22 protein-coding genes, 1 tRNA gene and 3 pseudogenes are annotated in these 20,536 nt (G+C 68.1%); 13 read left to right on the forward strand and 13 right to left on the reverse strand.

The window, feature by feature from the left end; all coding sequences use genetic code 11:
- From F6X38_RS22895 to F6X38_RS22905, 3 genes are all read right to left on the reverse strand, one after another.
- Nucleotides 1-433 (reverse strand): LON peptidase substrate-binding domain-containing protein (locus F6X38_RS22895; protein WP_246191505.1); only part of this gene is annotated, 433 nt, incomplete at its 3' end.
- Nucleotides 434-521: 88 nt separating this feature from the next.
- Nucleotides 522-1,511 (reverse strand): thioredoxin, encoded by a 990-nt coding sequence (gene trxA / locus F6X38_RS22900; RefSeq protein WP_150974007.1) that lies wholly within the window; start codon nucleotides 1,509-1,511, stop codon nucleotides 522-524.
- 25 nt (nucleotides 1,512-1,536) lie between these two features.
- A complete protein-coding gene (locus tag F6X38_RS22905; RefSeq protein WP_425482908.1) occupies nucleotides 1,537-2,052 on the reverse strand; it encodes a prolyl-tRNA synthetase associated domain-containing protein in 516 nt (171 codons plus the stop codon).
- Nucleotides 2,053-2,253: 201 nt separating this feature from the next.
- On the opposite strand from F6X38_RS22905, the gene F6X38_RS22910 reads away from it, so the two are divergent.
- The 4 genes from F6X38_RS22910 to F6X38_RS22925 all read left to right on the forward strand — a co-directional run bounded on the left by F6X38_RS22910 (nucleotide 2,254) and on the right by F6X38_RS22925 (nucleotide 3,707).
- Nucleotides 2,254-2,328: transfer RNA gene (locus F6X38_RS22910), tRNA-Gly, on the forward strand.
- A gap of 217 nt (nucleotides 2,329-2,545) precedes the next feature.
- Nucleotides 2,546-2,689, forward strand: a complete 144-nt coding sequence (locus F6X38_RS22915; RefSeq protein ID WP_150974008.1) for a DUF1127 domain-containing protein — start codon at nucleotides 2,546-2,548, stop codon at nucleotides 2,687-2,689.
- 365 nt (nucleotides 2,690-3,054) lie between these two features.
- The gene (locus F6X38_RS22920) at nucleotides 3,055-3,354 is read left to right on the forward strand and encodes a hypothetical protein (protein WP_150974010.1); all 300 of its coding nucleotides are present in this window, start codon (nucleotides 3,055-3,057) and stop codon (nucleotides 3,352-3,354) included.
- Between the two features lie 209 nt (nucleotides 3,355-3,563).
- Complete coding sequence (locus F6X38_RS22925) at nucleotides 3,564-3,707, forward strand: DUF1127 domain-containing protein (protein WP_150974012.1); 144 nt, start codon at nucleotides 3,564-3,566, stop codon at nucleotides 3,705-3,707.
- Between the two features lie 493 nt (nucleotides 3,708-4,200).
- Here the strand turns inward: F6X38_RS22925 and F6X38_RS22930 are convergent, their stop codons facing one another.
- Entirely contained in the window at nucleotides 4,201-4,734 is a 534-nt protein-coding gene (locus tag F6X38_RS22930) for a nuclear transport factor 2 family protein (RefSeq protein ID WP_150974014.1), read from the reverse strand.
- 392 nt (nucleotides 4,735-5,126) lie between these two features.
- Nucleotides 5,127-6,062 (reverse strand): LysR family transcriptional regulator, encoded by a 936-nt coding sequence (locus tag F6X38_RS22935; protein WP_150974016.1) that lies wholly within the window; start codon nucleotides 6,060-6,062, stop codon nucleotides 5,127-5,129.
- A gap of 138 nt (nucleotides 6,063-6,200) precedes the next feature.
- On the opposite strand from F6X38_RS22935, the gene F6X38_RS22940 reads away from it, so the two are divergent.
- From F6X38_RS22940 to F6X38_RS22950, 3 genes and pseudogenes are all read left to right on the forward strand, one after another.
- Nucleotides 6,201-6,929 carry an SDR family oxidoreductase gene (locus F6X38_RS22940; protein ID WP_150974045.1) on the forward strand — a complete coding sequence of 243 codons (729 nt, stop codon included), beginning with the start codon at nucleotides 6,201-6,203 and terminating at the stop codon, nucleotides 6,927-6,929.
- 26 nt (nucleotides 6,930-6,955) lie between these two features.
- On the forward strand, nucleotides 6,956-7,249 hold the full coding sequence (locus F6X38_RS22945) for an Atu4866 domain-containing protein (protein WP_246191506.1): 294 nt from the start codon (nucleotides 6,956-6,958) through the stop codon (nucleotides 7,247-7,249).
- 97 nt (nucleotides 7,250-7,346) lie between these two features.
- Nucleotides 7,347-7,499: pseudogene (locus tag F6X38_RS22950) on the forward strand (transposase); the annotation flags it as partial.
- A gap of 83 nt (nucleotides 7,500-7,582) precedes the next feature.
- Here the strand turns inward: F6X38_RS22950 and F6X38_RS22955 are convergent.
- Entirely contained in the window at nucleotides 7,583-8,257 is a 675-nt protein-coding gene (locus F6X38_RS22955) for an RraA family protein (RefSeq protein ID WP_150974020.1), read from the reverse strand.
- A 49-nt stretch (nucleotides 8,258-8,306) separates the two neighbouring features.
- The gene (locus F6X38_RS22960) at nucleotides 8,307-9,326 is read right to left on the reverse strand and encodes a hydroxyacid dehydrogenase (RefSeq protein ID WP_150974022.1); all 1,020 of its coding nucleotides are present in this window, start codon (nucleotides 9,324-9,326) and stop codon (nucleotides 8,307-8,309) included.
- Nucleotides 9,327-9,432: 106 nt separating this feature from the next.
- Here F6X38_RS22960 and F6X38_RS22965 point away from each other — a divergent pair, with 106 nt between their 5' ends.
- Genes F6X38_RS22965 through F6X38_RS22985 form a run of 5 tightly spaced genes read left to right on the forward strand, consistent with a single transcriptional unit; the run spans nucleotide 9,433 to nucleotide 14,444 of the window.
- Nucleotides 9,433-10,134, forward strand: a complete 702-nt coding sequence (locus tag F6X38_RS22965) for an IclR family transcriptional regulator (RefSeq protein WP_150974023.1) — start codon at nucleotides 9,433-9,435, stop codon at nucleotides 10,132-10,134.
- A 45-nt stretch (nucleotides 10,135-10,179) separates the two neighbouring features.
- Entirely contained in the window at nucleotides 10,180-11,139 is a 960-nt protein-coding gene (locus tag F6X38_RS22970; RefSeq protein WP_150974025.1) for a tripartite tricarboxylate transporter substrate binding protein, read from the forward strand.
- Nucleotides 11,139-11,600, forward strand: a complete 462-nt coding sequence (locus F6X38_RS22975; protein ID WP_150974027.1) for a tripartite tricarboxylate transporter TctB family protein — start codon at nucleotides 11,139-11,141, stop codon at nucleotides 11,598-11,600. The genes F6X38_RS22970 and F6X38_RS22975 overlap by 1 nt, the downstream gene beginning before the upstream one ends.
- A 30-nt stretch (nucleotides 11,601-11,630) precedes the next feature.
- Nucleotides 11,631-13,139, forward strand: a complete 1,509-nt coding sequence (locus F6X38_RS22980; RefSeq protein ID WP_150974029.1) for a tripartite tricarboxylate transporter permease — start codon at nucleotides 11,631-11,633, stop codon at nucleotides 13,137-13,139.
- Nucleotides 13,140-13,181: 42 nt separating this feature from the next.
- On the forward strand, nucleotides 13,182-14,444 hold the full coding sequence (locus tag F6X38_RS22985) for an alpha-hydroxy acid oxidase (protein ID WP_150974031.1): 1,263 nt from the start codon (nucleotides 13,182-13,184) through the stop codon (nucleotides 14,442-14,444).
- Nucleotides 14,445-14,788: 344 nt separating this feature from the next.
- Here the strand turns inward: F6X38_RS22985 and F6X38_RS24045 are convergent.
- The 6 genes and pseudogenes from F6X38_RS24045 to F6X38_RS23015 all read right to left on the reverse strand — a co-directional run.
- Nucleotides 14,789-15,040 (reverse strand): annotated as a pseudogene (locus tag F6X38_RS24045) (Fe3+/spermidine/putrescine ABC transporter ATP-binding protein); the annotation flags it as partial.
- Complete coding sequence (gene hydA, locus F6X38_RS22995; RefSeq protein WP_150974033.1) at nucleotides 15,037-16,452, reverse strand: dihydropyrimidinase; 1,416 nt, start codon at nucleotides 16,450-16,452, stop codon at nucleotides 15,037-15,039. The pseudogene F6X38_RS24045 and the gene hydA, both read right to left, overlap by 4 nt.
- Complete coding sequence (locus tag F6X38_RS23000; RefSeq protein ID WP_150974035.1) at nucleotides 16,449-17,666, reverse strand: cysteine desulfurase-like protein; 1,218 nt, start codon at nucleotides 17,664-17,666, stop codon at nucleotides 16,449-16,451. Before F6X38_RS23000 ends, hydA begins: the two co-directional genes overlap by 4 nt.
- A gap of 14 nt (nucleotides 17,667-17,680) precedes the next feature.
- The gene (locus tag F6X38_RS23005; RefSeq protein WP_150974037.1) at nucleotides 17,681-18,355 is read right to left on the reverse strand and encodes an amino acid ABC transporter permease; all 675 of its coding nucleotides are present in this window, start codon (nucleotides 18,353-18,355) and stop codon (nucleotides 17,681-17,683) included.
- 59 nt (nucleotides 18,356-18,414) lie between these two features.
- The gene (locus tag F6X38_RS23010; protein WP_150974039.1) at nucleotides 18,415-19,200 is read right to left on the reverse strand and encodes a transporter substrate-binding domain-containing protein; all 786 of its coding nucleotides are present in this window, start codon (nucleotides 19,198-19,200) and stop codon (nucleotides 18,415-18,417) included.
- 144 nt (nucleotides 19,201-19,344) lie between these two features.
- Nucleotides 19,345-20,106, reverse strand: a complete 762-nt coding sequence (locus F6X38_RS23015; RefSeq protein ID WP_150974041.1) for a GntR family transcriptional regulator — start codon at nucleotides 20,104-20,106, stop codon at nucleotides 19,345-19,347.
- 116 nt (nucleotides 20,107-20,222) lie between these two features.
- Between F6X38_RS23015 and F6X38_RS24185 the strand changes: the two are divergent.
- A pseudogene (locus F6X38_RS24185) lies at nucleotides 20,223-20,536 on the forward strand (hypothetical protein); the annotation flags it as partial.

Raw genomic sequence — 20,536 nt, forward strand, 5'->3', positions numbered from 1 at the left:
CCTCCCGATCCACCAAATCAACCCCCGAACCCGAAACCAAATCCCCTAAAAACGCCCCAATCCGACAACAACGATACGGCACGGAGGAAAGGGTCGTTTCCTTCTCGACCCGGAAACGCGCCACTCCATGCAGATTGACGATGTAGCGCCCGTCCCCCGTTTCGCTGAGCGATGTGATGCGCCCGAGACAACCGACATTGCATAAGGTCGGTTCGCCATCCGCTTCCAGCGTCCCGTCGAACCGCGGCTGGATCATCCCGATTATCCGGTCTCGCCGCAGCGCCTCGTCGATCATCGCGATATAGCGCGGCTCGAAGATGTTGAGGGGCATCTGTCCCGCCGGAAGCAGCAACGCGCCTTCCAGCGGGAAGATCGGAACTTCCGCCGGCAGATCGCTTCCGCTCCGGTAGTTCACGTTTCCGGCGACAACCACTGGCGCAGCCTCCCTAGTTCCCCGGGGACTTGGCGTCGCCGGCGGGGAACTCAAGTGATTGCCCGGCGGATGGCTGTCTCGCGATCGTTTATGAAAACAGCAGCGCCGAAAGGCGCCGACGCGCATCGCGCGTCGCCGGATCGGCCGCGCCCCAGACGTCGAAGAGTTCGAGCAGCTTGCGTCGCGCACCGTCGTCGTTCCAGGCCCGATCGCGCCGGATGATTTCCAGGAGGCCCTCGGCCGCATCCGCGCGCCGGTTGCGCGCCTGCGCGATCAGCGCCAGATCGAAACGCGCCTGATGGTCGTTCGCGTCCGTCTGCACGCGTTCCAGAAGGGCGCGCGGATCGCCGAGACCGGCGGTTTCCGCGGCGAGCTTCAGCTTGGCCCGGATGCCGGCGAAGGCCGCATCACCCTGCTTGTCGACCGGAGCGCCCGTGAGGAGCGCTTCCGCGCGCTGCACGTCGCCCGCCTCCAGATAGCACTCCGCAAGCCCGGCGATCGCGGCGGCATTCTCAGGCTCCTCCTGTAGGACAGCTGCGAAGAACTGCGCGGCACCTGAGGCGTCGCCGGCGGCCAGCCTCGCCTTCGCCTCCTCCAGCGCCGCCACGATCGGATCGGCTCCGCCATCTGCGCCGCCGAGCAGCCGATCCACGAACGCCTTCACTTCCGACTCCGGCATCGCGCCCATGAAGCCGTCCACGGGCTGTCCGCCCACGAAGGCGAAGACCGCCGGAATGGAGCGAACGCCGAGCTGGCCGGCGATCGAGGGATGTTCGTCGATGTTCATCTTGGCGAGCCGTACCCGCCCGCCCGCCGCCTTCACCACTTTCTCCAGGATCGGCGTCAGCTGCTTGCAGGGGCCGCACCACGGCGCCCAGAAATCGACGATCACCGGCTGCTGGCGCGAGGCGGCGATGACATCGGCGGAAAAGGAGGCGGTGGTTACGTCCTTGACGAAGCCATCGGCGCCGGCCGACGCCGCGGGAGGCGTTCCACCACTTCCAGCGGGGGTTTCCGCTCCACGGTGAGGGCGGCCGCCGAAATTCGCGCCGAAGAAGCCGTTGCTCATTCCCGTCATTCTCCTTCGCGGGCGCTTACGCCCTTCACGCTTGCGTTGCGCCGGTCGGACCGAAATCGACGACCGCCGGGTCATGTCCCGTCGCCTGGAAGAAGCGAAGCAGATCGTCGCGCCGTATCGTGGTCGTCGCCGTGTTCCGCAGCGGGTGGCAGTTCACCATATCGTGCGACAGAAGTCCGGCATCAAGCACGAGGGTCACCCGGTGCTCGGCATCGTTGAGGAGGCCGAAGGCCGTGACGGAGCCTGGCGCGACGCCGAGGATCTCCCGCATGCGATCCGCATCGACGAAGGACAGCCGGCCCTGGCCGCCGATTCGCTGGTGAAGCGTCTTCAGGTCGATCGCCCGATCCTCCTCGGCGACCACGAGGAACAGCCGCCCTTTCTTGTCCTTGAGCAGCAGGTTCTTGGTATGGCCGCCGGCGAGTTCGCCGCGTAGGCTGCGACTCTCCTCGACGGTATGGAGGGGCGGATGCTCGACGGTGCGTGTGTCGATGCCAAGCCGGTTCAGGAATTGGAGAAGGTCGTCCTCGGTCTTGCTCAACGGGATTTCCTCCTGCGTGCCGTCCGCGAACAACTTCCGATGCGGGACAACTGACGAGGCTTGGTAGAAGGGCTCCCGATCGCCCGCAAGACGCTCCGAAACTCCGTCCAGTTTTCCGGAGCAACGCCGGTGCGAAGGGCTTGCATTCGGTTCCGCCATCGGTCATATAGCCGCCACCGCAGCTTGACGCTGCCGGAGCGGGCGGGTGTAGCTCAGGGGTAGAGCACAACCTTGCCAAGGTTGGGGTCGAGGGTTCGAATCCCTTCGCCCGCTCCAAATTTCCTATCTAGGCTGTTTCTACTCCGCCACCATTCAGCCATCGCGTGTGATTATCGTTCCGGTCTGTCGTCCGCTCGCCGCCTATGGGCGTAGCCAATGCGTGGGCACAGCTCCCACGCGTTCGCATCCCTTCTGTCGGCCGCCTTTAACAGACATTACCGAGGATCGAACAGAAGCAGCCGGCTTCCATCGACGAGAAGCCGAGAGGACATGGGTGAACATCGCCCGTACCATCCGCACCTGGCGCCGCGTCCGTGAGACCCGCGCCGGGCTGAACCGCTTTCCGAACCATCTCCTCGCAGACCTCGGCATCACCCGCGCCGATATCCCGGCCGTGGCGCGACGTTTGGTGCGCTGATCAAAGGCTCCGTTCGTGCCATCTCCTGAAAGGTTCAACACCGGGAGGTCAGCGATGCATCGTCGCCGCGAAGTGGGTGCCGTCGTTCCAGCGCTGCTGTGCGCCGTCATCATCGCCCTGCTCCCGGCAACCGTTTCGGCGCAAACCGGCCCGCGCATCTCAAGGCCGTCGACGACGCCGATCGTCCCGCGCCCGCTGGCAACTAGCCCCCTGACGAACGCGCCAACGACCACGACGCCGACCGTGCCGCGTCCCATGCCGGCGGCACCGAGCGGATCGCGCACTACGAGACCGCAGCCCTCGAGCACGACGCTGCCGGGATCAGGCGTTCAAACGACAACTCCTGTCGCGCCAGTGCCGAGGCGATGAGCGTCCGCGTCACCAACGCGCGCACGTTCGCCTCGCTGGCCGGCAGCATCGCGTTGCTCGCGGCGGCCGGGTGTACCGCCGTTTCACCCAACGCCCCGACGTATGGCGTGGGCACCATCGGTGCGAACACGGCACGTCGCGGATCGCCCGAGTTTTGCCGACGCTACGCCGAACAGACCTACACCAACAGCTTCGAGACGAACTCCGACTTTCAGGTCGCCGCCGGGGCAGAGGCGCCGGCTCGCGCCGATGGCGACGCCGCGCTGAAGCGCTGTCTTGCCGGCCGGACGAACTGAGGCATCCGGCTGGTGAACGCTGATCTCGACGGCCGGCTTCAAAGCTGATTTCGCGGAGCGCGCCGCCGCAATCCATCGAAGGGCGACACGGCTCCCATGCGTTCGCGTCACTTCTGTCAGGCGCGGCGGATGCACATCTCTGGAGCGTCGAAGAGAGATGAAGACCAAGCCGGCGCCGACCGATCGGAGCCGAGACCAAGGACACCACGATGAACATCACCCGCGCCCTCCGCAGCTATCGCTCCTACCGCTCGACCGTGAACGAGCTTGACCGCCTGTCGAACCGCGAGCTTGCCGACCTCGGCATCTCCCGCTGGGACATTCCGGCCGTCGCCCGCCAGTCGAGCCGCTGACGCTTCCGCAGTTTCGCGCCGGCCTGTTCTCCTCCCAGGGCCGACGTGGATCGGTCTGCGTTGAGTTCCTCCCATAGTCGCAGGCCACACACGACGCCCGCCGGTTCCTCCCCCGGCGGGCGTTTTGCTTTCCGACGGTCGGTTCAGCCGCTGATCTCAGCCGCCGGCCGGCTTCCGGCCGGCGTCGAGGATCGACCAAGCCGCGATTTCCGCCTTGTACCGTTCGTCCGACATGCCGGTCTCGAGCGCTCTGCTCATGATGTGGCGCGCGTTGCCGTTCTCCTCAGTCACTCAGCAAGCCGCGTCGGCTGGATTCGATCTCGCGCATCGCACGGACGAACTCCGAGCGGGCAATATGTCGGTCGGGGGGGGGGGCGGCCGCTTCGCGCCTTTCTTCCACGAGCATCCGGCGACCGCGGACAAGGGTTCTTCAGCAATGGCCTCCGAAACGTCGTCGTCGCAACGATCCTGTCGCTGATCCTGTGCGGCGTGCTTACCCTTTGGGTTTCGGCTCGTTCTCGTCGACGACCTTCTGGTAGGCGACGAGATCGAGGAAGGCTTCCGCCTCCGCGACCGAGCCGTCCCGCATCTTCATGATCCAGACGTACTGGTTGGAATAGCGATGTCCGCCCGTCGTCGTCGCGGAGGCATCGAAGCGCACGATGACCCTGTCATCGACCGCCCAGACGTTGTGGACCTTTGGGACGAGCGGTGTCGCCAGCCGGCTGACGAGCGGCTTCGACGCGCGCTCCACGAACGCATCGCGACCGCGATAGGTGCCGGCGATCGGGCCGGAGCCCTGGATCGTCCAAACGACGTCGGACGCCAGCAACGACGCGATTGCGCCGGTGCCTGCTTCCCACGCGGTGAAGGCGTCGCGCACGGCGGCCTGGTTCCGCTGCTCGATGGGACCGGTGGACGGAGGCGTCCGCGCCGCGGCAGGCAGGGCTGCCGACGCGAGCGCGATGGCAAGGAGAGCGGCGCGGCAAGGGCTCGCGAGGCGAGTGGGAGCGGATGCAAGGGACATGCGTGCGTTTCCTTCCTCGAGATGGAATCGATCGTCGGTGGATTGCGCCTTCGGCAGCGGGCTGTGAACGTCGCCAAGCTCGACGGCGATACTCGCATCGCGGTTGCCGCTGCCCGGCCGATCGGCTTCCGATCGGTGAGCCGAAGCTAGGATGCGTTTCCGTCTCCGGCATCCCGCAGCCGGACGACACGGCGGTCAGTTCGAGTTGCCAAATGCAGTGCGGACCGAGGGCATCTGCAGGCCCCGCAGCGTGGCGGAGCGTTCGGGCCGCGGACGCGCCGGTGCGGGTCGATGCGTTCGGCGGCGAGAAATCGGTGCACGCTCCCCCGGCCAGCGCGATCCGCGTCGCGGTCGCGTTACCGCCCGTACCGATGGATGCCGCGTCGGCGGGTCTACGGCGCCGCTTGCTCGTCGGCTTCGAGGCCGCGTCCGGGTCGGCGCCGGCCGTGCCGGATGTGGTCGAGCAGGGCGCGCAGCTTCGGCGCCGCGGTCCGGCGACCGGGATAGTAGATGAAGAAGCCTGGGAAGCCGGCGCAGAAGTCTTCCAGCAGCGGCACGAGCTCGCCGCGCCGGAGGTGGGGCCGGAACGTTTCCTCCATGCCGAAGGTGATGCCGGCGCCGGCGAGCGCCATGCGGATCATCAGGCCCATGTCGTTGGTGGTGACTTCGGGCTCGACGTCGACACCGAAGTCGCGGCCGGCTTCGGTGAACTCCCACCGATACGGGGCGGCGCGCGGCGTTGGGCGCCAGCCGACACAGCGGTGCGCGGCAAGGTCGCGCGGATGCGCGGGCGCTCCGCGGCGCGCCAGATAGGCCGGCGAACAGACGGCGATCTGCCGCTGGTCGCCCGAGATCGGCAAGGCGATCATGTCCTGCTCGATGACCTCGCCGAGCCGCACGGCGGCGTCGAAGCCTTCCGTCACGATGTCGATCTCCTCGTCGGTGACGGTGACGTCGAGCTGCACGTCCGGACAGGCCTCGGCGAAGCCGGCGAGCAGCGGTCCGGACAGGAAGCCGTCGGCGATGGAGGACACCGCGAGGCGCAACCGGCCGCTCGGCCGCTCGGCGAGGTGGCGCGCGACGTCGACCGCCGAGCGCATGTCCGCGATCGCCGGCGCCGCGTTCGCGTAGAGCCGCTCGCCGGCTTCGGTCAGGCCGACGCTGCGCGTGGTACGCAGCACCAGGGCGACGCCCATCGCATCTTCGAGCCGCCGGATCGACATGCTCACCGCCGAGCGCGTCACGCCCAGCCGGTCGGCGGCGGCACGGAAGTTCCGCTCTTCCGCCACCAGCGCGAAAACCGCCAGCGCGTTCAGATCGAGCCGCATTGGTAACTCCGCCTGATCACCGTGTCGCCCGACGGCAGCATACCGGCGACAAACGGTTCGGCCTACCTGTTCGAAGGGCGGGATCGGTCGGTGCGGCCGAGATATCCGTCCCCTTGAGAATTCTGCATGGGAAAAGCCCTGATGCTCGAAAAGACCGTACTCATCACCGGCGCGTCGAGCGGGATCGGTGCCGGCATCGCCCGCGAGCTGGCGGCGGCCGGCGCGACGCTGATGCTCGGCGCCCGCCGGGTGGACCGCCTCGACGCGCTGGCGGCCGAACTGCGCGAGGCCGGCGCGAGGGTCGCGACCCGCCGCCTCGACGTCACCGACCGCCTCGACGTCGCCGCCTTCGCCGAGGCCGCAAGGGCCGAGTTCGGCCGGGTCGACGCGATCGTCAACAACGCCGGCGTCATGCCGCTCTCGCCGATGGCCTCGCTGAAGGTCGAGGAATGGGACCGGATGGTCGACGTCAACATCAAGGGCGTGCTCTACGGCATCGCCGCGGTGCTGCCCGAGATGACGGCGCGCGGCGCCGGCCACGTCGTCAACATCGCCTCGGTCGGGGCGCTGACCGTCTCGCCGACGGCGGCCGTCTACTGCGCGACGAAGTTCGCCGTCCGGGCGATCTCGGATGGGCTCCGGCAGGAGCGGCGCGACATCCGCGTCACCTGCATCCACCCGGGCGTCGTGGAAAGCGAACTGGCCGACACGATCACCGACGCCTCGGCGGCGGAGGCGATGAAGGCGTACCGCGCCGTCGCGCTGCAGCCCGACGCGATCGGCCGGGCGGTGCGCTACGCGCTGGAACAGCCCGACGACGTCGACGTCAACGAGATCGTCGTCCGCCCGACCAGAGCCGCGTACTGATGCGGCCGCTCACCTTCGCCGCGGCGATGCTCGTCGCGATCCCTCCCGCCCTCGCTTTCGGACAGACAGCCATGACGGCAGCACCGCACCCCTATGTCGGCCTGTGGGTCACCGACGACGGCCATGTCCGGCACGAGCTTTTGCCGAACAACCGCTACGACGAGGCGCGGGGCCGCCGCGAGAGCGCCTACCGAGGGCGCTATGAGGTGACGGGCACCCGTATCGAATACCGGGACGACACCGGCTTCACCGCCGACGGCGACTTCGTCGACGAAAACACGCTGCATCACGCCGGCATGATCCTGCGGCGGCAAAGGTAGGTCGGCAGTCCGCTCGGCTTCCCATCGCGAGACAGAATGCGACTGCGTGGGCAGCGATTCCGCGGCATGCTCGCCCGCTTGTGCGATCCCCGCGCCTGCGCCGGTCCTCCGCAAGCGCTGGGCGGTCTACGCCAGGCCGCCTTTCGCAGGGCCAGAAGCCGTGTTGGCCCACTTCTCGCGCTACGCCCACCGCGTCGCTATCTCGTCGCAGCGCATCACCGCATTCGATGGCCGCGCGGTCACCTTCCGCGTCTCTGGCGGGCCTTCGCGTCGCAGCGTCGAGGTCGCGCGTCGGGCGCGGAACCTCCTGGTCGCGCCGTGGATTTTTTCCGTTCAGGTCGTGATCGCGCAGCCGAGCTTTTGGAGTGCCGCATCGACCCAGGCGCGATCGTTCCGCCCTGCCTTAATGCTCTCCATCTGCCGCGTCTCGGCTTCGTGCTTCCTCGTCGCCGCCGCGTGAACCTCGGCGACCCGATCGAACGGCACCGCGAGCAATCCATCGGCGTCGCCACAAACGAGGTCGCCAGGCTCGATCACCATGCCCCCGATGGCGATCGGCACGTTCACTTCGCCGGGGCCGTCCTTGTAGGGACCGCGATGGGTGACGCCCGCGGCGAACACGGGAAAGTCGCCATCCGCGATCTCCGCGCTGTCCCGGATCGCGCCGTGGATGACGATGCCGCCGAGCCCTCGCTGGATGGCGTGGGCGACCATGAGTTCGCCGATGATCGCGTTGGTGAGGTCGCCGCCGGCATCCACCACGACGACGTCGCCGGGTTCGGCGATGTCGAGGGCCTTGTGGACCATCAGGTTGTCGCCCGGCCGGGTCTTGACGGTCACCGCCGGGCCGATCATCCGGCCGCCGGCATGCATGGCGCGGAGCGACGCCCCGCCGGCGGTCATGCGGGACATCACGTCGCTGAGGTTGGCGACGGGCAGGTCGCGGAACTTGCCCGTCCACTGCGCGTCGACGCGACGCCGCACGGGGCATACCCGAAAACCGATCATGCTGTTCTTCCCTCGCTTGACGAAGCCCGGTCGGCTCCGGATTGAGACGTCAGGCCGCCCGCGCGGACGGCTTGTTCGCGCAGGCGCGCTCGTCGTAACCCCGACCCTGAAGGACGCCGACGATGCCGGAGGCGCTCTGCACCGCCATGTTCCGGAGCGCCGAGCGGCTCGCACCCGCGACGTGCGGGGTCGCGAGGACGTTCGGCAGGCTCCAGAGCGGATGGTCGGGGCGGGGCGGCTCCTCCTCGAAGCTGTCGAGACCGGCGCCCGCGATGATGCCGTCCCGCAGTGCCGCCACCAATGCAGCCTCGTCGATCACGGTGCCGCGTGCGGTATTCACGAGGAAGGCGTCGCGCTTCATCAGCGAAAGCCGCTCGGCGTTCATCAGGTGTCGGGTCGCGTCGGTCAGCGGACAATGGAGGCTGACGACGTCGCTTTCCCGCAGCACCTCGTCGAGGTCGCGCACGACCTGGGTGCCGTCCGCCGCGACGCCCGGCTCGGCGATCGGATCGAAGGCGAGCGTCCGCATGCCGAGCCCCTTCGCCAAGGCGGCGGCGCGACGTCCGATCTCGCCGAAACCGACGACGCCGAAGGTCGCCCCGGCGATGTCGCGGCCGACGTAGCGCGTCTTCGGCCACTCGCCGTTCTTCACGGCGAAATCCAGCCGGCCCACGTCCTTCATCAGGGCGATCGACAGGGTGATCGCCAGTTCGGCAACGGATTGGGCATTCGCGGCCAGGGCGCGAAGAACGGGAACCCCGCGCGCGGACGCGGCGGCGAGGTCGATGTTGTCGACGCCGCTGCCGTGCTTGGCGATCACCTGCAAGCGCGGCGAAGCGCCGATGACGTCCGCATCGATCTTGCCCTGTCGCACGAGAAGGCCATCGATCGCCTCACGGCGGGCGAGTTCGGCAAGCTCCGCCGACGAGGCGTATCCATCGGCGTAGATCGCCCTTACTCCATTCGCCGCCAGGAACAGTCGTGCCTCCTCGACGAGTTCGGCCCCCGTCACGAGCACGGTGTGCACCGGTTCAGGCGGCGGCGAACCCGCATCGCGAGCTTCGGACATTCTCGTGCCTCCTCCCGGACTTGACGGGCCATGACTATCAAGTATTGTACTCATTGAAAAGGCGGTGTACCTAGTACAACGGTTGTCGTCTTTGGAGGAGGAGGTCATGCCCGGAAACGCATCCGGGGTCGCCGCGGTCGAGCGGGCGATCTCGTTGCTGGAGGCATTCACGGATCGCGACGCGTCGCTGTCGCTGGGCGAGCTCGCGCGCCGTACGGAACTGGATAAGGCGACCGTGCTGCGGATCGCGCGCTCTCTCGCCAAATCCAGCATGCTCGTGCGTAACGAGGACGCGAGCTGGCGGCTGGGGCCGAAGCTCGTCCGGCTGGGCGCGATCTACCAGTCGACGTTCCGCCCTGCATCGATCGTCGAGCCGCTGCTGGCGGAACTCAGCGACAGAACCGGCGAAAGCGCGACCTTCTACGCCCGGGAAGGCGACATGCGGGTCTGCCTGTTCCGGCACGAATCCAGTCAGCCGATCCGCCATTCGGCCCGCGTCGGAGACACGATGCCCTTGGACCGTGGCGCGCCGGGTCGCGTCATCCTGGCGTTCGACGGCGGCGACGATCCGCTCGCAGGAGAGATCAAGGCCCGTGGCTGGCACTGCACTCGCGGCGAGCGCGACCCTCAGGTCGCCAGTCTCGCCACTCCGGTCTTCCGAGACGGCCGCGCCCTGTTCGGCGCGCTCTGCCTGACGGGGCCACCGAGCCGTTTCACCGACGCGGCGGTGGCCGCTCATCTGCCCATTCTCCTCGATGGCGCCGCACGGTTGTCGGTCGCCATGGGAGGACGCCCGGGACCTGAATAAGGGCGAGCCGGGTCGCCGCATCGATCGAAGTCTGGGAGGAACACGATGAAGACCGCAATGAAGACGGCCATTCTGGCCGCCACCATGCTCACGGCCGCCGGCACGGCCGCCCGGGCCGAATGGCCGAGCGACCGGCCGATCCAGATGATCGTCGCCTTCGCGCCCGGCGGTTCGACCGACGTCATGGCGAGGGCGATGGAGCCGTATCTCGAAAAGCGTCTCGGCGCCGACATCGTGATCGAGAACCGTCCCGGCGCTTCCGGCGAGATCGCCTACACGGCGCTCGCGAAGGCCAAGCCCGACGGCTACACCTTCGCCTACATCAACACGCCGGGCTTCCTGTCGATGCAGGTGCAGCGCCAGCTCGGCTACGATCCGAAGGACATCAAGCCGATCGCGCGCATCGTCGACGATCCGTCCGCCGTCGTCGTGCCGGAGTCCTCCGAGATCAAGACGCTGAAGGACTTCGTGGAGGCGGCGAAGGCCGCACCGGGCACCATCTCCTTCGGCTCGTCGGGCGTCGGCACGGACGATCACCTCGCCATCATCCTGCTCGGCGCGAAGGGTGGCGCGACCTTCACCCATATCCCGTTCAGCGGGGCGGGCGAAACCAAGACGGCGATCCTCGGCTCGCAGGTTTCGGCCGGCGGCCTCAACATCAGCGAATTCGCCGGCGCGGACCCGGCGGGCCTGCGCATGATCGCCCATTTCGGCAAGGCGCGCTCGCCACAGCTTCCGGACGTGCCGACGGCGGCCGAGCAGGGCTACGAGGTGTTCATGACCTCCGAGCGCGGGATCGCCGCCCCGCGCGCGACGCCGGAGGACATCTCGGCGAAGTTCGCCGACGCCGTGAAGGCGACGCTCGACGATCCGCAGTTCCAGAGCCAAGCCAAGCAGCTCGCCCTGCCGCTGGCCTACCTGCCGGGCTCCGAATGGGAAGCGCAGATGCCGGGCCGCATTGAGGAATTCCGCCGGATCTGGGCGGAAACGCCCTGGGTGCAGTGATGCAGGCGACAACGACGGACGGGAAGCGCGATCTTCCCGACCTTCTCGCCGGCGGTCTGATGATCGGCATCGGCCTGCTCGGCCTTTGGGCCGGGCGCACCCTGTCCTTCGGGACGCCCGCGATGATGGGGCCGGGCTTCCTGCCCCGCGTCATGTGCGGGCTGCTGATCGCGATCGGCGGCTTCGTGCTGGCGAAGGGGCTGGTGAAGCCCTCGACGGGCCTCGGGCTGGTGAACGTCAAGCCGCTCGCGATCCTCGTTCTCGCCATCGCCGGTTTCGCCTTCATGTCCGAGCCCCTCGGCTTCGTGGCCGCGACCGCGTGGCTTCTCGTCGTCGGCAGCCTCGCCGACGAGGAATCGCGTTGGCGGGAGATCGCGATCTCGACGCTGATCCTCACCGCCGCAGGCGCGGTCGTCTTCATCATGGGCCTCGAGGTCCAGATGCCGATCTGGCCCTTCTGATCCGTTCCGACCCCGTTTGGATTCGAACCGATGCACTTCATCGACCTCCTGATGCTGGGGTTCTCGGAGGCGTTCACGCCGACGAACCTTCTGTTCTGCTTCATCGGCGCGCTGCTCGGCACGCTGATCGGCGTCCTGCCCGGCATCGGCCCGACGGCGACGGTGGCGATCCTTCTGCCGATCACCTTCTTCCTGCCGCCGCTCGCGGCGCTCATCATGCTGTCCGGCATCTTCTACGGCGCGCAGTACGGCGGCTCGACGACGGCGATCCTCGTCAACCTGCCGGGCGAGGCTTCCGCCGTGGTGACGGCGATCGACGGCTACCAGATGGCGCGCAAGGGCCGGGCGGGCGCGGCGCTCGCGATCGCGGCGCTGGGGTCGTTCTTCGCCGGCACCGTCGCGACGATCGCGCTCGCCGTCGCCGGCCCGACCCTGTCGCGCTTCGCGCTGTCGTTCGGTCCGGCGGAATACGTCGCGCTCTGCGTCTTCGGCCTCCTCGCCGCGACGATCCTCGCGCACGGCTCGGTGGTCAAGGCGATCGGCATGGTCTGCCTCGGCCTGCTGCTCGGCATGGTCGGCATCGACGTCAACTCGGGCTCGACGCGCCTCACCTTCGGTTCCACGGAACTCTACGACGGCATCGAGTTCGTGGTGATCGCCGTCGGCCTCTTCGGCGTCGCGGAGATCGCGGTGAACCTCGAGTCCAAGGAACAGCGCGGCGTCCTCCAGAGCACGATCGGGCGCCTCTGGCCGACGCGCGAGGAGTTCAGGGAAAGCTGGGGGGCCGTTCTGCGCGGCACCGCCGTCGGCACGATCCTCGGCGTTCTGCCGGGGGGCGGCGCGACGCTTTCGGCCTTCAGCGCCTATTCGGTGGAGAAGAAGATCTCGCGCCAGCCGGAAAAGTTCGGCCAGGGCGCGATCGCGGGCGTCGCGGGGCCGGAATCGGCCAACAATGCCGGCGCTCAGTCCTCCTTCATCCCGCTCCTGACGCTCGGCATTCCATCGAACTCGATCATGGCGATGATGCTCGGCGCGATGACCATCCACGGCATCACGCCGGGGCCGAGCGTCATCCAGAACCAGCCGGAGCTGTTCTGGGGCCTCGTCGCCTCCATGTGGCTCGGCAACGCGATGCTGCTCGTGATCAACCTGCCGCTGATCGGGCTCTGGGTGAAGCTCCTGAAGGTGCCGTACCGCCTGATGTACCCGGCGATCCTCCTGTTCTGCTGCGTCGGCGTCTACAGCATCAACAACCGCGGGTTCGACGTCGCGCTGGTGATCCTGTTCGGCGTACTCGGCTACATCCTGCGCAAGGCGCAATGCGAGGCCGGCCCGCTGTTGCTCGGCTTCGTGCTCGGACCGCTGCTGGAAACCAACTTGCGCCGCGCGCTGCTTCTGTCGCAGGGTGATCCGCTGGTCTTCGTGGAACGCCCGATCAGCGGCGCGCTGCTCGCCATCACCGCCGCGATGCTCCTCATGCTCGTGCTTCCGTCCATCCGCAAGAATCGAAAAGTCGCCTTCGAGGAAAGCGAGAACTGACGGCGACGGGACGGCCGGACGAAGGCTCGGGATCATGACAGGATGACGGACGACGCGAACAACAGGGCGGGTGGCTTCGTCGCGAGCCGCCGCGAGGCCTTTCCGACGGTCGCGGCGTCGAAGCCGTCGCGGTACCTGCGCGGCGTGCTTTCCCTCGACGACTTCGAGGCTCACGCGCGGCGGACCCTGCCTCGTCCGCTTTTCGGCTACATCGCCGGAGCGAGCGAAACGAATGCCTCGTTGCGGAACAACGCCGCTTCGTTCCAGCGATACGGCTTCCAGCCGCGCATCCTGACCGACGTGTCGGGACGCACCCAACGAACCAGTCTCCTCGGCGTCGAGTACGCAGCCCCCTTCGGCATCGCGCCGATGGGCATCAGCGCGCTGATGGCCTATCGCGGCGACATGGTCCTAGCCCGGGCGGCCGAGGCGGCCGGCATCCCGATGGTCATGAGCGGGTCCTCGCTGATCCGGCTGGAGGAAGTCGCGGCGGCGGCGCCCTCGTCCTGGTTCCAGGCCTATCTTCCGGGCGAGCCGGACCGCATCGACGCGCTTGTCGACCGGGTGATCGCGGCCGGCTTCCAGACGCTCGTCCTGACCGTCGACACCGCGATCCTGGCCAACCGCGAGAATAATATCCGCGCGGGCTTCTCGACGCCGCTTCGTCCGAGCCTGTCGCTTGCCTGGCAGGGCTTGTCGCATCCACGATGGACGATCGGCACCTTCCTGAGGACGCTCGCGCTCCACGGCGTGCCGCACTTCGAGAACTCCTACGCGACGCGCGGGGCGCCGATCGTCGCCCGCTCGGTGATGCGCGACTTCGGCAAACGCGACCACTTGAATTGGAGTCATCTGGAGCGAATCCGGAAGCGTTGGCCGGGCAAGCTCGCGGTCAAGGGTATCATCCGCGCCGACGACGCGGTCGCAGCCGTCCTTCGCGGCGTCGACGGCATCGTCGTTTCCAACCACGGCGGGCGGCAGCTCGACGGCACGATCGCCCCCCTCGACGCCCTTCCCGCCGTTGCGGATGCGGTCGCCGGGAGGGCTGCCGTCATGCTCGACGGCGGCGTGCGGCGCGGGACGGACGTCTTGAAGGCGCTCGCGCTCGGGGCCGGCTTCGTTTTCGTCGGCCGACCGTTCCTTTACGCGGCGGCGGCGTTCGGCGTGTCGGGCATCGAACGCGCGCTCTCCATCCTCAAGGAGGAAATCCACCGCGATATGGCACTCCTCGGCATCAACGATCTGTCCGAACTGGATGCGAGCTTCCTGTCGAACCGAGTCTGCGGGTCGGCCGCCGTCGCGTAGGACGGTGCCGACGTCCGGACGGGAAAGGCTCGACGCTGTCGAGGGGGTGATCGGTTTGGCTCGCGACCCGATGGACCGCCTAGGCGCTGGCCTACCAGCCGCAACTCGGGGCGCCCGCGACGATCCGGTGGCGCACGCCGATCTACGAACCCCGTCGCTTCTGCCTCTGGTGGTTCCAGTTCGACGCCTACGCGCCGCACGTCTTCGAGCGCGGCGATCGTCGGCTCGGTCTGACCGTGCGTGACGCGGAGGAACGAGATGCCGAGCTCGCGCTGCGGGCGCTTCAGCCCGGTGCGGACCTTCAGCCGCAGGAACGGGTCCAGCACGGAGCGCGGCTCGTCGAGGATCAGGATACCCGAATCGCTGACGAGTGCGCGGGGGAGCGCCGCGCGCCGCTGCTGGTCGCCGGAAAGCTGTGCCGGCATGCGCCTGGCGAAGCCGAGAGGTCGACGAACTCCATCGCCGCGCCGGCCTTGCGGTACCGCTCCGCCTTCGCGACCCCGCTTCATCTTCGGGAAGGCGACGTTGTCGAGGACGGAGAAGTGCGGAAACAGCGCGTAGCTCTGGAACATCGCCGCCACGCCGCCGCTCGTCACGCCGGCGCCGCCGGCCGGACGCCGAGCAGCGACAGCGAGCGCGGCACATGGCGGCCGGTTCCCTTGGCGCCGGCGAGCGCGCCGTTCCGCACCATGATCCGGCCGCCGACGATCACCGTTTCCGGCCAGCCGGTCACTTCGATGCCCTCGTAGGGGCTGTAGTCGGCGCCGTCATGGAGGTCGGCGTGGCGGATGGTGCGCCGGGCCTTCGGGTCCCAGATCGCGATGTCGGCGTCCATGCCGACCGCGATCGAGCCTTTCCTTTCCAGGCCGTAGAGCCTGGCGTGGTTGGTGGCCGTCAACGCGACGAAGCGGGAGAGATCGATCCGGCCTTTGCCGACGCCCTCCGAGAACAGGATCGGCAGGCGCGTCTCGACGCCCGGAATGCCGTTCGGCACGTGGCGGAAACTCGTTCGGCCCTTCGGGCTCAGCTTGCCGGACGGATCGTCGTAACGGAACGGGCAGTGATCCGAGGAGAAGAGATCGAAGTCGCCCTGCTCGATTCCCGTCCAGCAGGCGCGCTGCTCCGTCTCGTTCCGCGGCGGCGGGGAACAGACGAACTTCGCGCCTTCCCAATCCATGCCGTCGAGGTCGGCGGCGGTGAGCATCAGGTATTGCGGGCAGGTCTCGGCGACGACCTTGCGGCCGCGTCCGCGCGCCGCGCGGATCTCGCCGAGCGCCGCGCCGTTCGAGACGTGGACGATCACCACCGGCACGTCGACGATCTCCGCCAGCGACACCGCGCGGTGCGTCGCCTCGCGCTCCACCGCCACCGGCCGGGTCGTCGCGTGGGCGCTGGGGCGCACGTCGCCGGCCGCCTCGTGCCGGCCGATGAGGTAGCGGATCGCGTCCTCGTTCTCGCAGTGGACCATGACGAGCGCGCCGGTGCGCCGCGCCGTGTCCATGGTGGCGAGGATCTCGGCGTCGTTCAGCCGGAGGTTCTCGTAGGTCATGAACACCTTGAACGAGGTGTAGCCGTCGGCCACCAGCGCCGGCAGCTCCTGCCCCAGCACCGCCGGCGTCGGGTCGGAGACGATCAGGTGGAAGGAGACGTCGGTGTAGCAGTTGCCCGCCGCCAGCGCGTGGTAGTCCTCGACCGCCGCCCGCAGCGACTGGCCCTTCGCCTGCAGGCAGAAGGGCAGCACGCAGGTGTTGCCGCCGAACAGCGCCGAGCGCGTGCCGCTCTCGAAGTCGTCCGCCATCACGATGCCGTCGCCGGAGGGCTGCGCGATGTGGACGTGGCTGTCGATGCCGCCCGGCAGCACCAGCCGGCCGGTCGCGTCGATCGTCTCCGCCGCGTCGAGGCCGAGGCCGATCTGGACGATTCCGCCATCCTTGATCCCGACATCGGCGCGGAACACGTCGGAGGCGGTCGCGACCGTGCCGCCGCGGATCGCGAGGTCGAGCGTCACAGCGCCGGCTCCAGCGCGGCGATCAGGCGGTCGACCTCCTCCACCGTGTTGTAGTGGATCATCGACACGCGCACGACGCCGTCCTGCCGCATCAACCCGTGCTCCTCGACCACGCGCCGGGCGTAGAAGTCGCCGTGGCGGATGCCGACCTTGGCGGCGTCAACCGCTTCCACGATGCGCTTCGAGCTCTCATCGCCGACCGTGAAGGAAACGGTGGAAACGCGGTCCTCGACCGCCGTCGACGGACGGCCGACGACGCGCACGGAATTGCGCGACAGGAGGAAATCCATCAGCCGCGCGGTGACGACGCGCTCCTGCTCGGCGATCAGGGCGAAGCCGGCCTCGATCGCCGCGCGGCCCCTCGGTGCGCCCGCGCGCGTTCCGAGCTCCTCGACGTAGTCGACAGCGCCGATCGAGCCCCAGGCACATTCGTAGTTGATGTTGCCGGGCTCCAGCTTGTGCGGCACCCGGTCCTTGTCGAAGAAGTAGTGGTAGATGTTGTCGAGCGCCTCCAGCTTGTCGCGCCGGCCGTACATCACGGCGTGGTGCGGCCCGAACACCTTATAGACGCTGAAGACGTAGTAGTCGGCCCCCAGCGCCTTCACGTCGATCGCCCGGTGCGGAGCGTAGGCGACGGCGTCGACCACGAGTTCGGCCCCCGCCTCGTGCGCGATCCTCGCGATCTCCGGGATCGGATTGATCGTGCCGAGGATGTTCGAGGCGTGCGTCACGCAGACGAGCCTGGTGCGCTCCGTCACGAGGGCGCGAAGGTCGTCCAGGTCGAGCTCGAAGGTTTCCGGGTCGCAGCGCCACCACTTGATCGTGACGCCGCGCGCCTCGTGGCGGAGCCAGGGTCCGATATTCGCCTCGTGATCGACGTTCGTCAGGATGATCTCGTCGCCGGGCCGGAGGCGGCTCGTCATCGCCTCCGACAGGAAGCGCAGGAGGATCGTCGTGTTCGGCCCTTCGACGATCTCGCCCGGATCGCAGTTCATGAACCGCGCGAAGGCGTCGCGGGTCTCGGATACGCGCTTCAGCGAGAGCTGGCTCGGCGCGTAGCTCGCGCCGGTCTGGACATTGGAGGTGAGGAGATAGTCGGCGACGCGATCCGCGACGCGCCGCAGCACCTGGGAACCGCCGGCATTGTCCATATAGGCCCATTCGCCGGCCAGCGCCGGGAACTGCGAGCGGACGAAATCGAGGTCGAGCTGCATCGGGATGCTTTCGTTCAACGCGCCCCGCGGCGCGCCTGGCTGGTTTCGTAGCGCGCGACGAGGCGCACCATCGGCAGGAGGATCAGGAGGTAGAGCACGGCCGCGCCGATCAGCGGCGTCGGGTTGGCGGCGAGCGCCTGCGCCTGCGTCGCCTGCTTCAAAAGGTCCGGCAGGGCCACGACGGATGCGAGCGCCGTGTCCTTCATGACGTTGATCGAGTTGTTGGTGAGCGGCGGAATGACGATCCGCACCGCCTGCGGTAGGATCACATGCCGCATCCGCCGATAGCTGTGGAGACCGAGGGCATCGGCGGCCTCGAACTGTCCCCGCGGGATGGCCTCGATGCCGGCGCGGAAGATCTCGGCCGCATAGGCCGCCGATACGGTGGAAAGCGCGAAGACCGCCGCCGCGAACGGCGAGAAGCGGATGCCGAGGAACGGCAGCGCGTAGTAGACCACCACCAGCCAGACCAGGACGGGAAGGGCGCGGAAGACGTCGATATAGGCGACGGCGAGCGCCCGGAGCGGCTTCGCCGCATAGAGCCTGACCAGCGCCAGGAGCAGCCCGCCGAGCAGGCCGAGGACGATCGACAGAAGACCCAGCAGCACCGTGCGGCCGAGCCCCTGCAGGAGCAGCGGATAGTAGCGGAGGAGAACGTCGACGTTGAAGAAGGTCTGGACGATGCCCATGCCGTTCCCTCATGCCTTGCGGATGCCGGCAGTGCACCGGCATCCGCGTATCATGCCGTTCAGAGTTTGGGCTGGGCGGCCGCGGCGGCCGTCGAGGTCGAGGCGTCGGGCTTGGTGCCAAACCACTTCTCGTGGAGCTGCTGGACGAAGCCCTCCTTCTTCATCGCCGAGATCGCCTTCGTCGCTTCGCTCGCCAGGGGCGAGTCCTTGGCGAACATGATCGAATACTGCTCGCCGGTCTTGATACGCTCGACCACCGCGAACTGCGGCTTGTCCTTGATGTAGTAGGCGACCGCGGGGATGTCGGAGACGTAGCCGTCGATGCCGCCGTTGCCGAGGTCGAGCATCGCGGGCGCGAGGCCCTCGAAGCGGCGGATCTCGCTGATGCCGTATTCCTTCTGGTGCTCGGTCGCCCACATGTCGCCGGTGGAGCCGGTGTCGATGCCGACCGTCTTGCCCTTCAGGCCCTTCAATCCCTCGATGCCGGAGGACTTCAGCACGGACAGCGACTGGTCGCTGTCGTAGTAGGGCTGGGCGAAGGAGACCGATTCCAGCCGCTTCTTCGTGATGGTGATCGAGGACACCGCCGCGTCGATGCGGCCCGACTGCACGGCCGAGAACAGGCCGTTGAACGGGATGTTCTCGATGTTCACCTCGTCGTAGCCGATCCGCTTGGCGATTTCCTTCACCATCTCGACCTCGAAGCCGACCGTGTCGCCCTTCTCGTCCTGAAACTCCCAAGGCACGTTCCCGACATTCGCCCCAACGTTCAGGGTCTTGGCGGAAGCGGGCACGGCGAAGGCGACGGCGGCCAGCGCGAGGGCGGCAAATGTCTTGGCGATCATGACCTCTTCCTTTCGACGGTTGCGTTCGGGTTGGGCCATCCGCCGCTTTTCCGGGCTTCGGATGCTCAACGAGTGGGCATCATAGCTGCATGCACTTCTTTAGTCAGACTGCACGGAGGAAGGCTCGCCGCGCAAGCGGAAAATTCACTCGGCCGCATGTCGGCGGTTCCGCGGCCGCGCGGTATCGCCCGCCTCGCGGCCTGCGCGTGCGCCGACGCCGGACCGCTCCGCTTCGGCATAGGGCGCGAGGATGTCCATCAGATCGCCTCTCGACGGCGGCGCCTTCAAGAAGGCGCGGGTGGCGACCTGATCGAGATGCTCGGCCATCAGGGCCGCCGCGCGATCGGCATCGCCGGCGGCCAGCGCCTCGATGACCGCGCGATGTTCGGAGATCGCGCAGTCGGGGGAGTGCGGCCGGCCGAAGGTCGCCAGCGACAGGCTGGAGCGATAGGCAATCTCGCGCACATAGCGAGTGAGCGTCGGCTTGCCGGTCATCTCGGCGAGCTTCACGTGGAACTCGGTGGCGAGGCGGATGGAATTAGCCTCCGGGCCGCCGCGCGCCTTTTCCTCCCCCGTGACATGCGCCGTCAGTTCCTCGAGCTGCCGTGCGGTGAGCTGGCCGCACAGCGCGCGCACGACGAGCCGTTCCAGTTCGCGGCGGATGTCGAACTCGTCCCGCGCCTCCTCGAAGGAGGGCGTCGCGACGAGTGCGATCCGGTTGCGGCGAAGCTCGACCAGCCCCTCGGACGCGAGCTGGCCGAGCGCATGCCGCGCGATGGTGCGGCTGACGCCGAACCGTTCGCCGAGCGTATCCTCCGGCAGCTTGTCGCCGGGCGCCAGGGCCTGTTCGAGGATGGCGCGGCGAATGGCGCGGCAGATGATCGACACGCGGTCGGAGAGATCCATGCTCGAAATCCAGCTGCTCGTTTGGAACGATGCACGACACGAGGATAGCAGCTTCGCAACTCTCCTCCCAAGCGACTTCGCGTTCACGATCGCATGCAATCCGATATGCAGATCGCATGCGATCCATCGCACGCCCGCTCGTCCGGATCGATCAAAGCGGGAAGCAGCTGGCGTGCGATATACATGGACCGGAACGTCATAAACGTGCCCGCCGCGTCTCCGCCGCCTCCCTTCCCGGCATCGCCGCCGTTCCGCGCGATGGTGACGACGACGTGCTCAGCGGCGGCTTCGGCAACGATACCCTGCAGGGCGGGGCGGGCCGCGACCAGCTCTACGGCAACGACGGCGACGACACGCTGAACGGCGGCGCCGGGACGGACCGCCTGCTCGGCGGAACGGGCAGCGACGCGTTCGTGTTCGACACCGCGCT

It is taken from the genome of Plantimonas leprariae (assembly GCF_008802405.1).
Taxonomy (GTDB): domain Bacteria; phylum Pseudomonadota; class Alphaproteobacteria; order Rhizobiales; family Rhizobiaceae; genus Plantimonas; species Plantimonas leprariae.

Bases quoted from the DNA above. Each gene is read 5' to 3' on its own strand.
- trxA (WP_150974007.1), bottom strand. From the start codon at position 1,511: ATGACGGGAATGAGCAACGGCTTCTTCGGCGCGAATTTCGGCGGCCGC.
- F6X38_RS22920 (WP_150974010.1), top strand. From the start codon at position 3,055: ATGAGCGTCCGCGTCACCAACGCGCGCACGTTCGCCTCGCTGGCCGGC.
- F6X38_RS22925 (WP_150974012.1), top strand. From the start codon at position 3,564: ATGAACATCACCCGCGCCCTCCGCAGCTATCGCTCCTACCGCTCGACC.
- F6X38_RS22930 (WP_150974014.1), bottom strand. From the start codon at position 4,734: ATGTCCCTTGCATCCGCTCCCACTCGCCTCGCGAGCCCTTGCCGCGCC.
- F6X38_RS22935 (WP_150974016.1), bottom strand. From the start codon at position 6,062: ATGCGGCTCGATCTGAACGCGCTGGCGGTTTTCGCGCTGGTGGCGGAA.
- F6X38_RS22945 (WP_246191506.1), top strand. From the start codon at position 6,956: ATGCTCGTCGCGATCCCTCCCGCCCTCGCTTTCGGACAGACAGCCATG.
- F6X38_RS22955 (WP_150974020.1), bottom strand. From the start codon at position 8,257: ATGATCGGTTTTCGGGTATGCCCCGTGCGGCGTCGCGTCGACGCGCAG.
- F6X38_RS22960 (WP_150974022.1), bottom strand. From the start codon at position 9,326: ATGTCCGAAGCTCGCGATGCGGGTTCGCCGCCGCCTGAACCGGTGCAC.
- F6X38_RS22965 (WP_150974023.1), top strand. From the start codon at position 9,433: ATGCCCGGAAACGCATCCGGGGTCGCCGCGGTCGAGCGGGCGATCTCG.
- F6X38_RS22970 (WP_150974025.1), top strand. From the start codon at position 10,180: ATGAAGACCGCAATGAAGACGGCCATTCTGGCCGCCACCATGCTCACG.
- F6X38_RS22975 (WP_150974027.1), top strand. From the start codon at position 11,139: ATGCAGGCGACAACGACGGACGGGAAGCGCGATCTTCCCGACCTTCTC.
- F6X38_RS22980 (WP_150974029.1), top strand. From the start codon at position 11,631: ATGCACTTCATCGACCTCCTGATGCTGGGGTTCTCGGAGGCGTTCACG.
- F6X38_RS22985 (WP_150974031.1), top strand. From the start codon at position 13,182: ATGACGGACGACGCGAACAACAGGGCGGGTGGCTTCGTCGCGAGCCGC.
- F6X38_RS23000 (WP_150974035.1), bottom strand. From the start codon at position 17,666: ATGCAGCTCGACCTCGATTTCGTCCGCTCGCAGTTCCCGGCGCTGGCC.
- F6X38_RS23005 (WP_150974037.1), bottom strand. From the start codon at position 18,355: ATGGGCATCGTCCAGACCTTCTTCAACGTCGACGTTCTCCTCCGCTAC.
- F6X38_RS23010 (WP_150974039.1), bottom strand. From the start codon at position 19,200: ATGATCGCCAAGACATTTGCCGCCCTCGCGCTGGCCGCCGTCGCCTTC.
- F6X38_RS23015 (WP_150974041.1), bottom strand. From the start codon at position 20,106: ATGGATCTCTCCGACCGCGTGTCGATCATCTGCCGCGCCATTCGCCGC.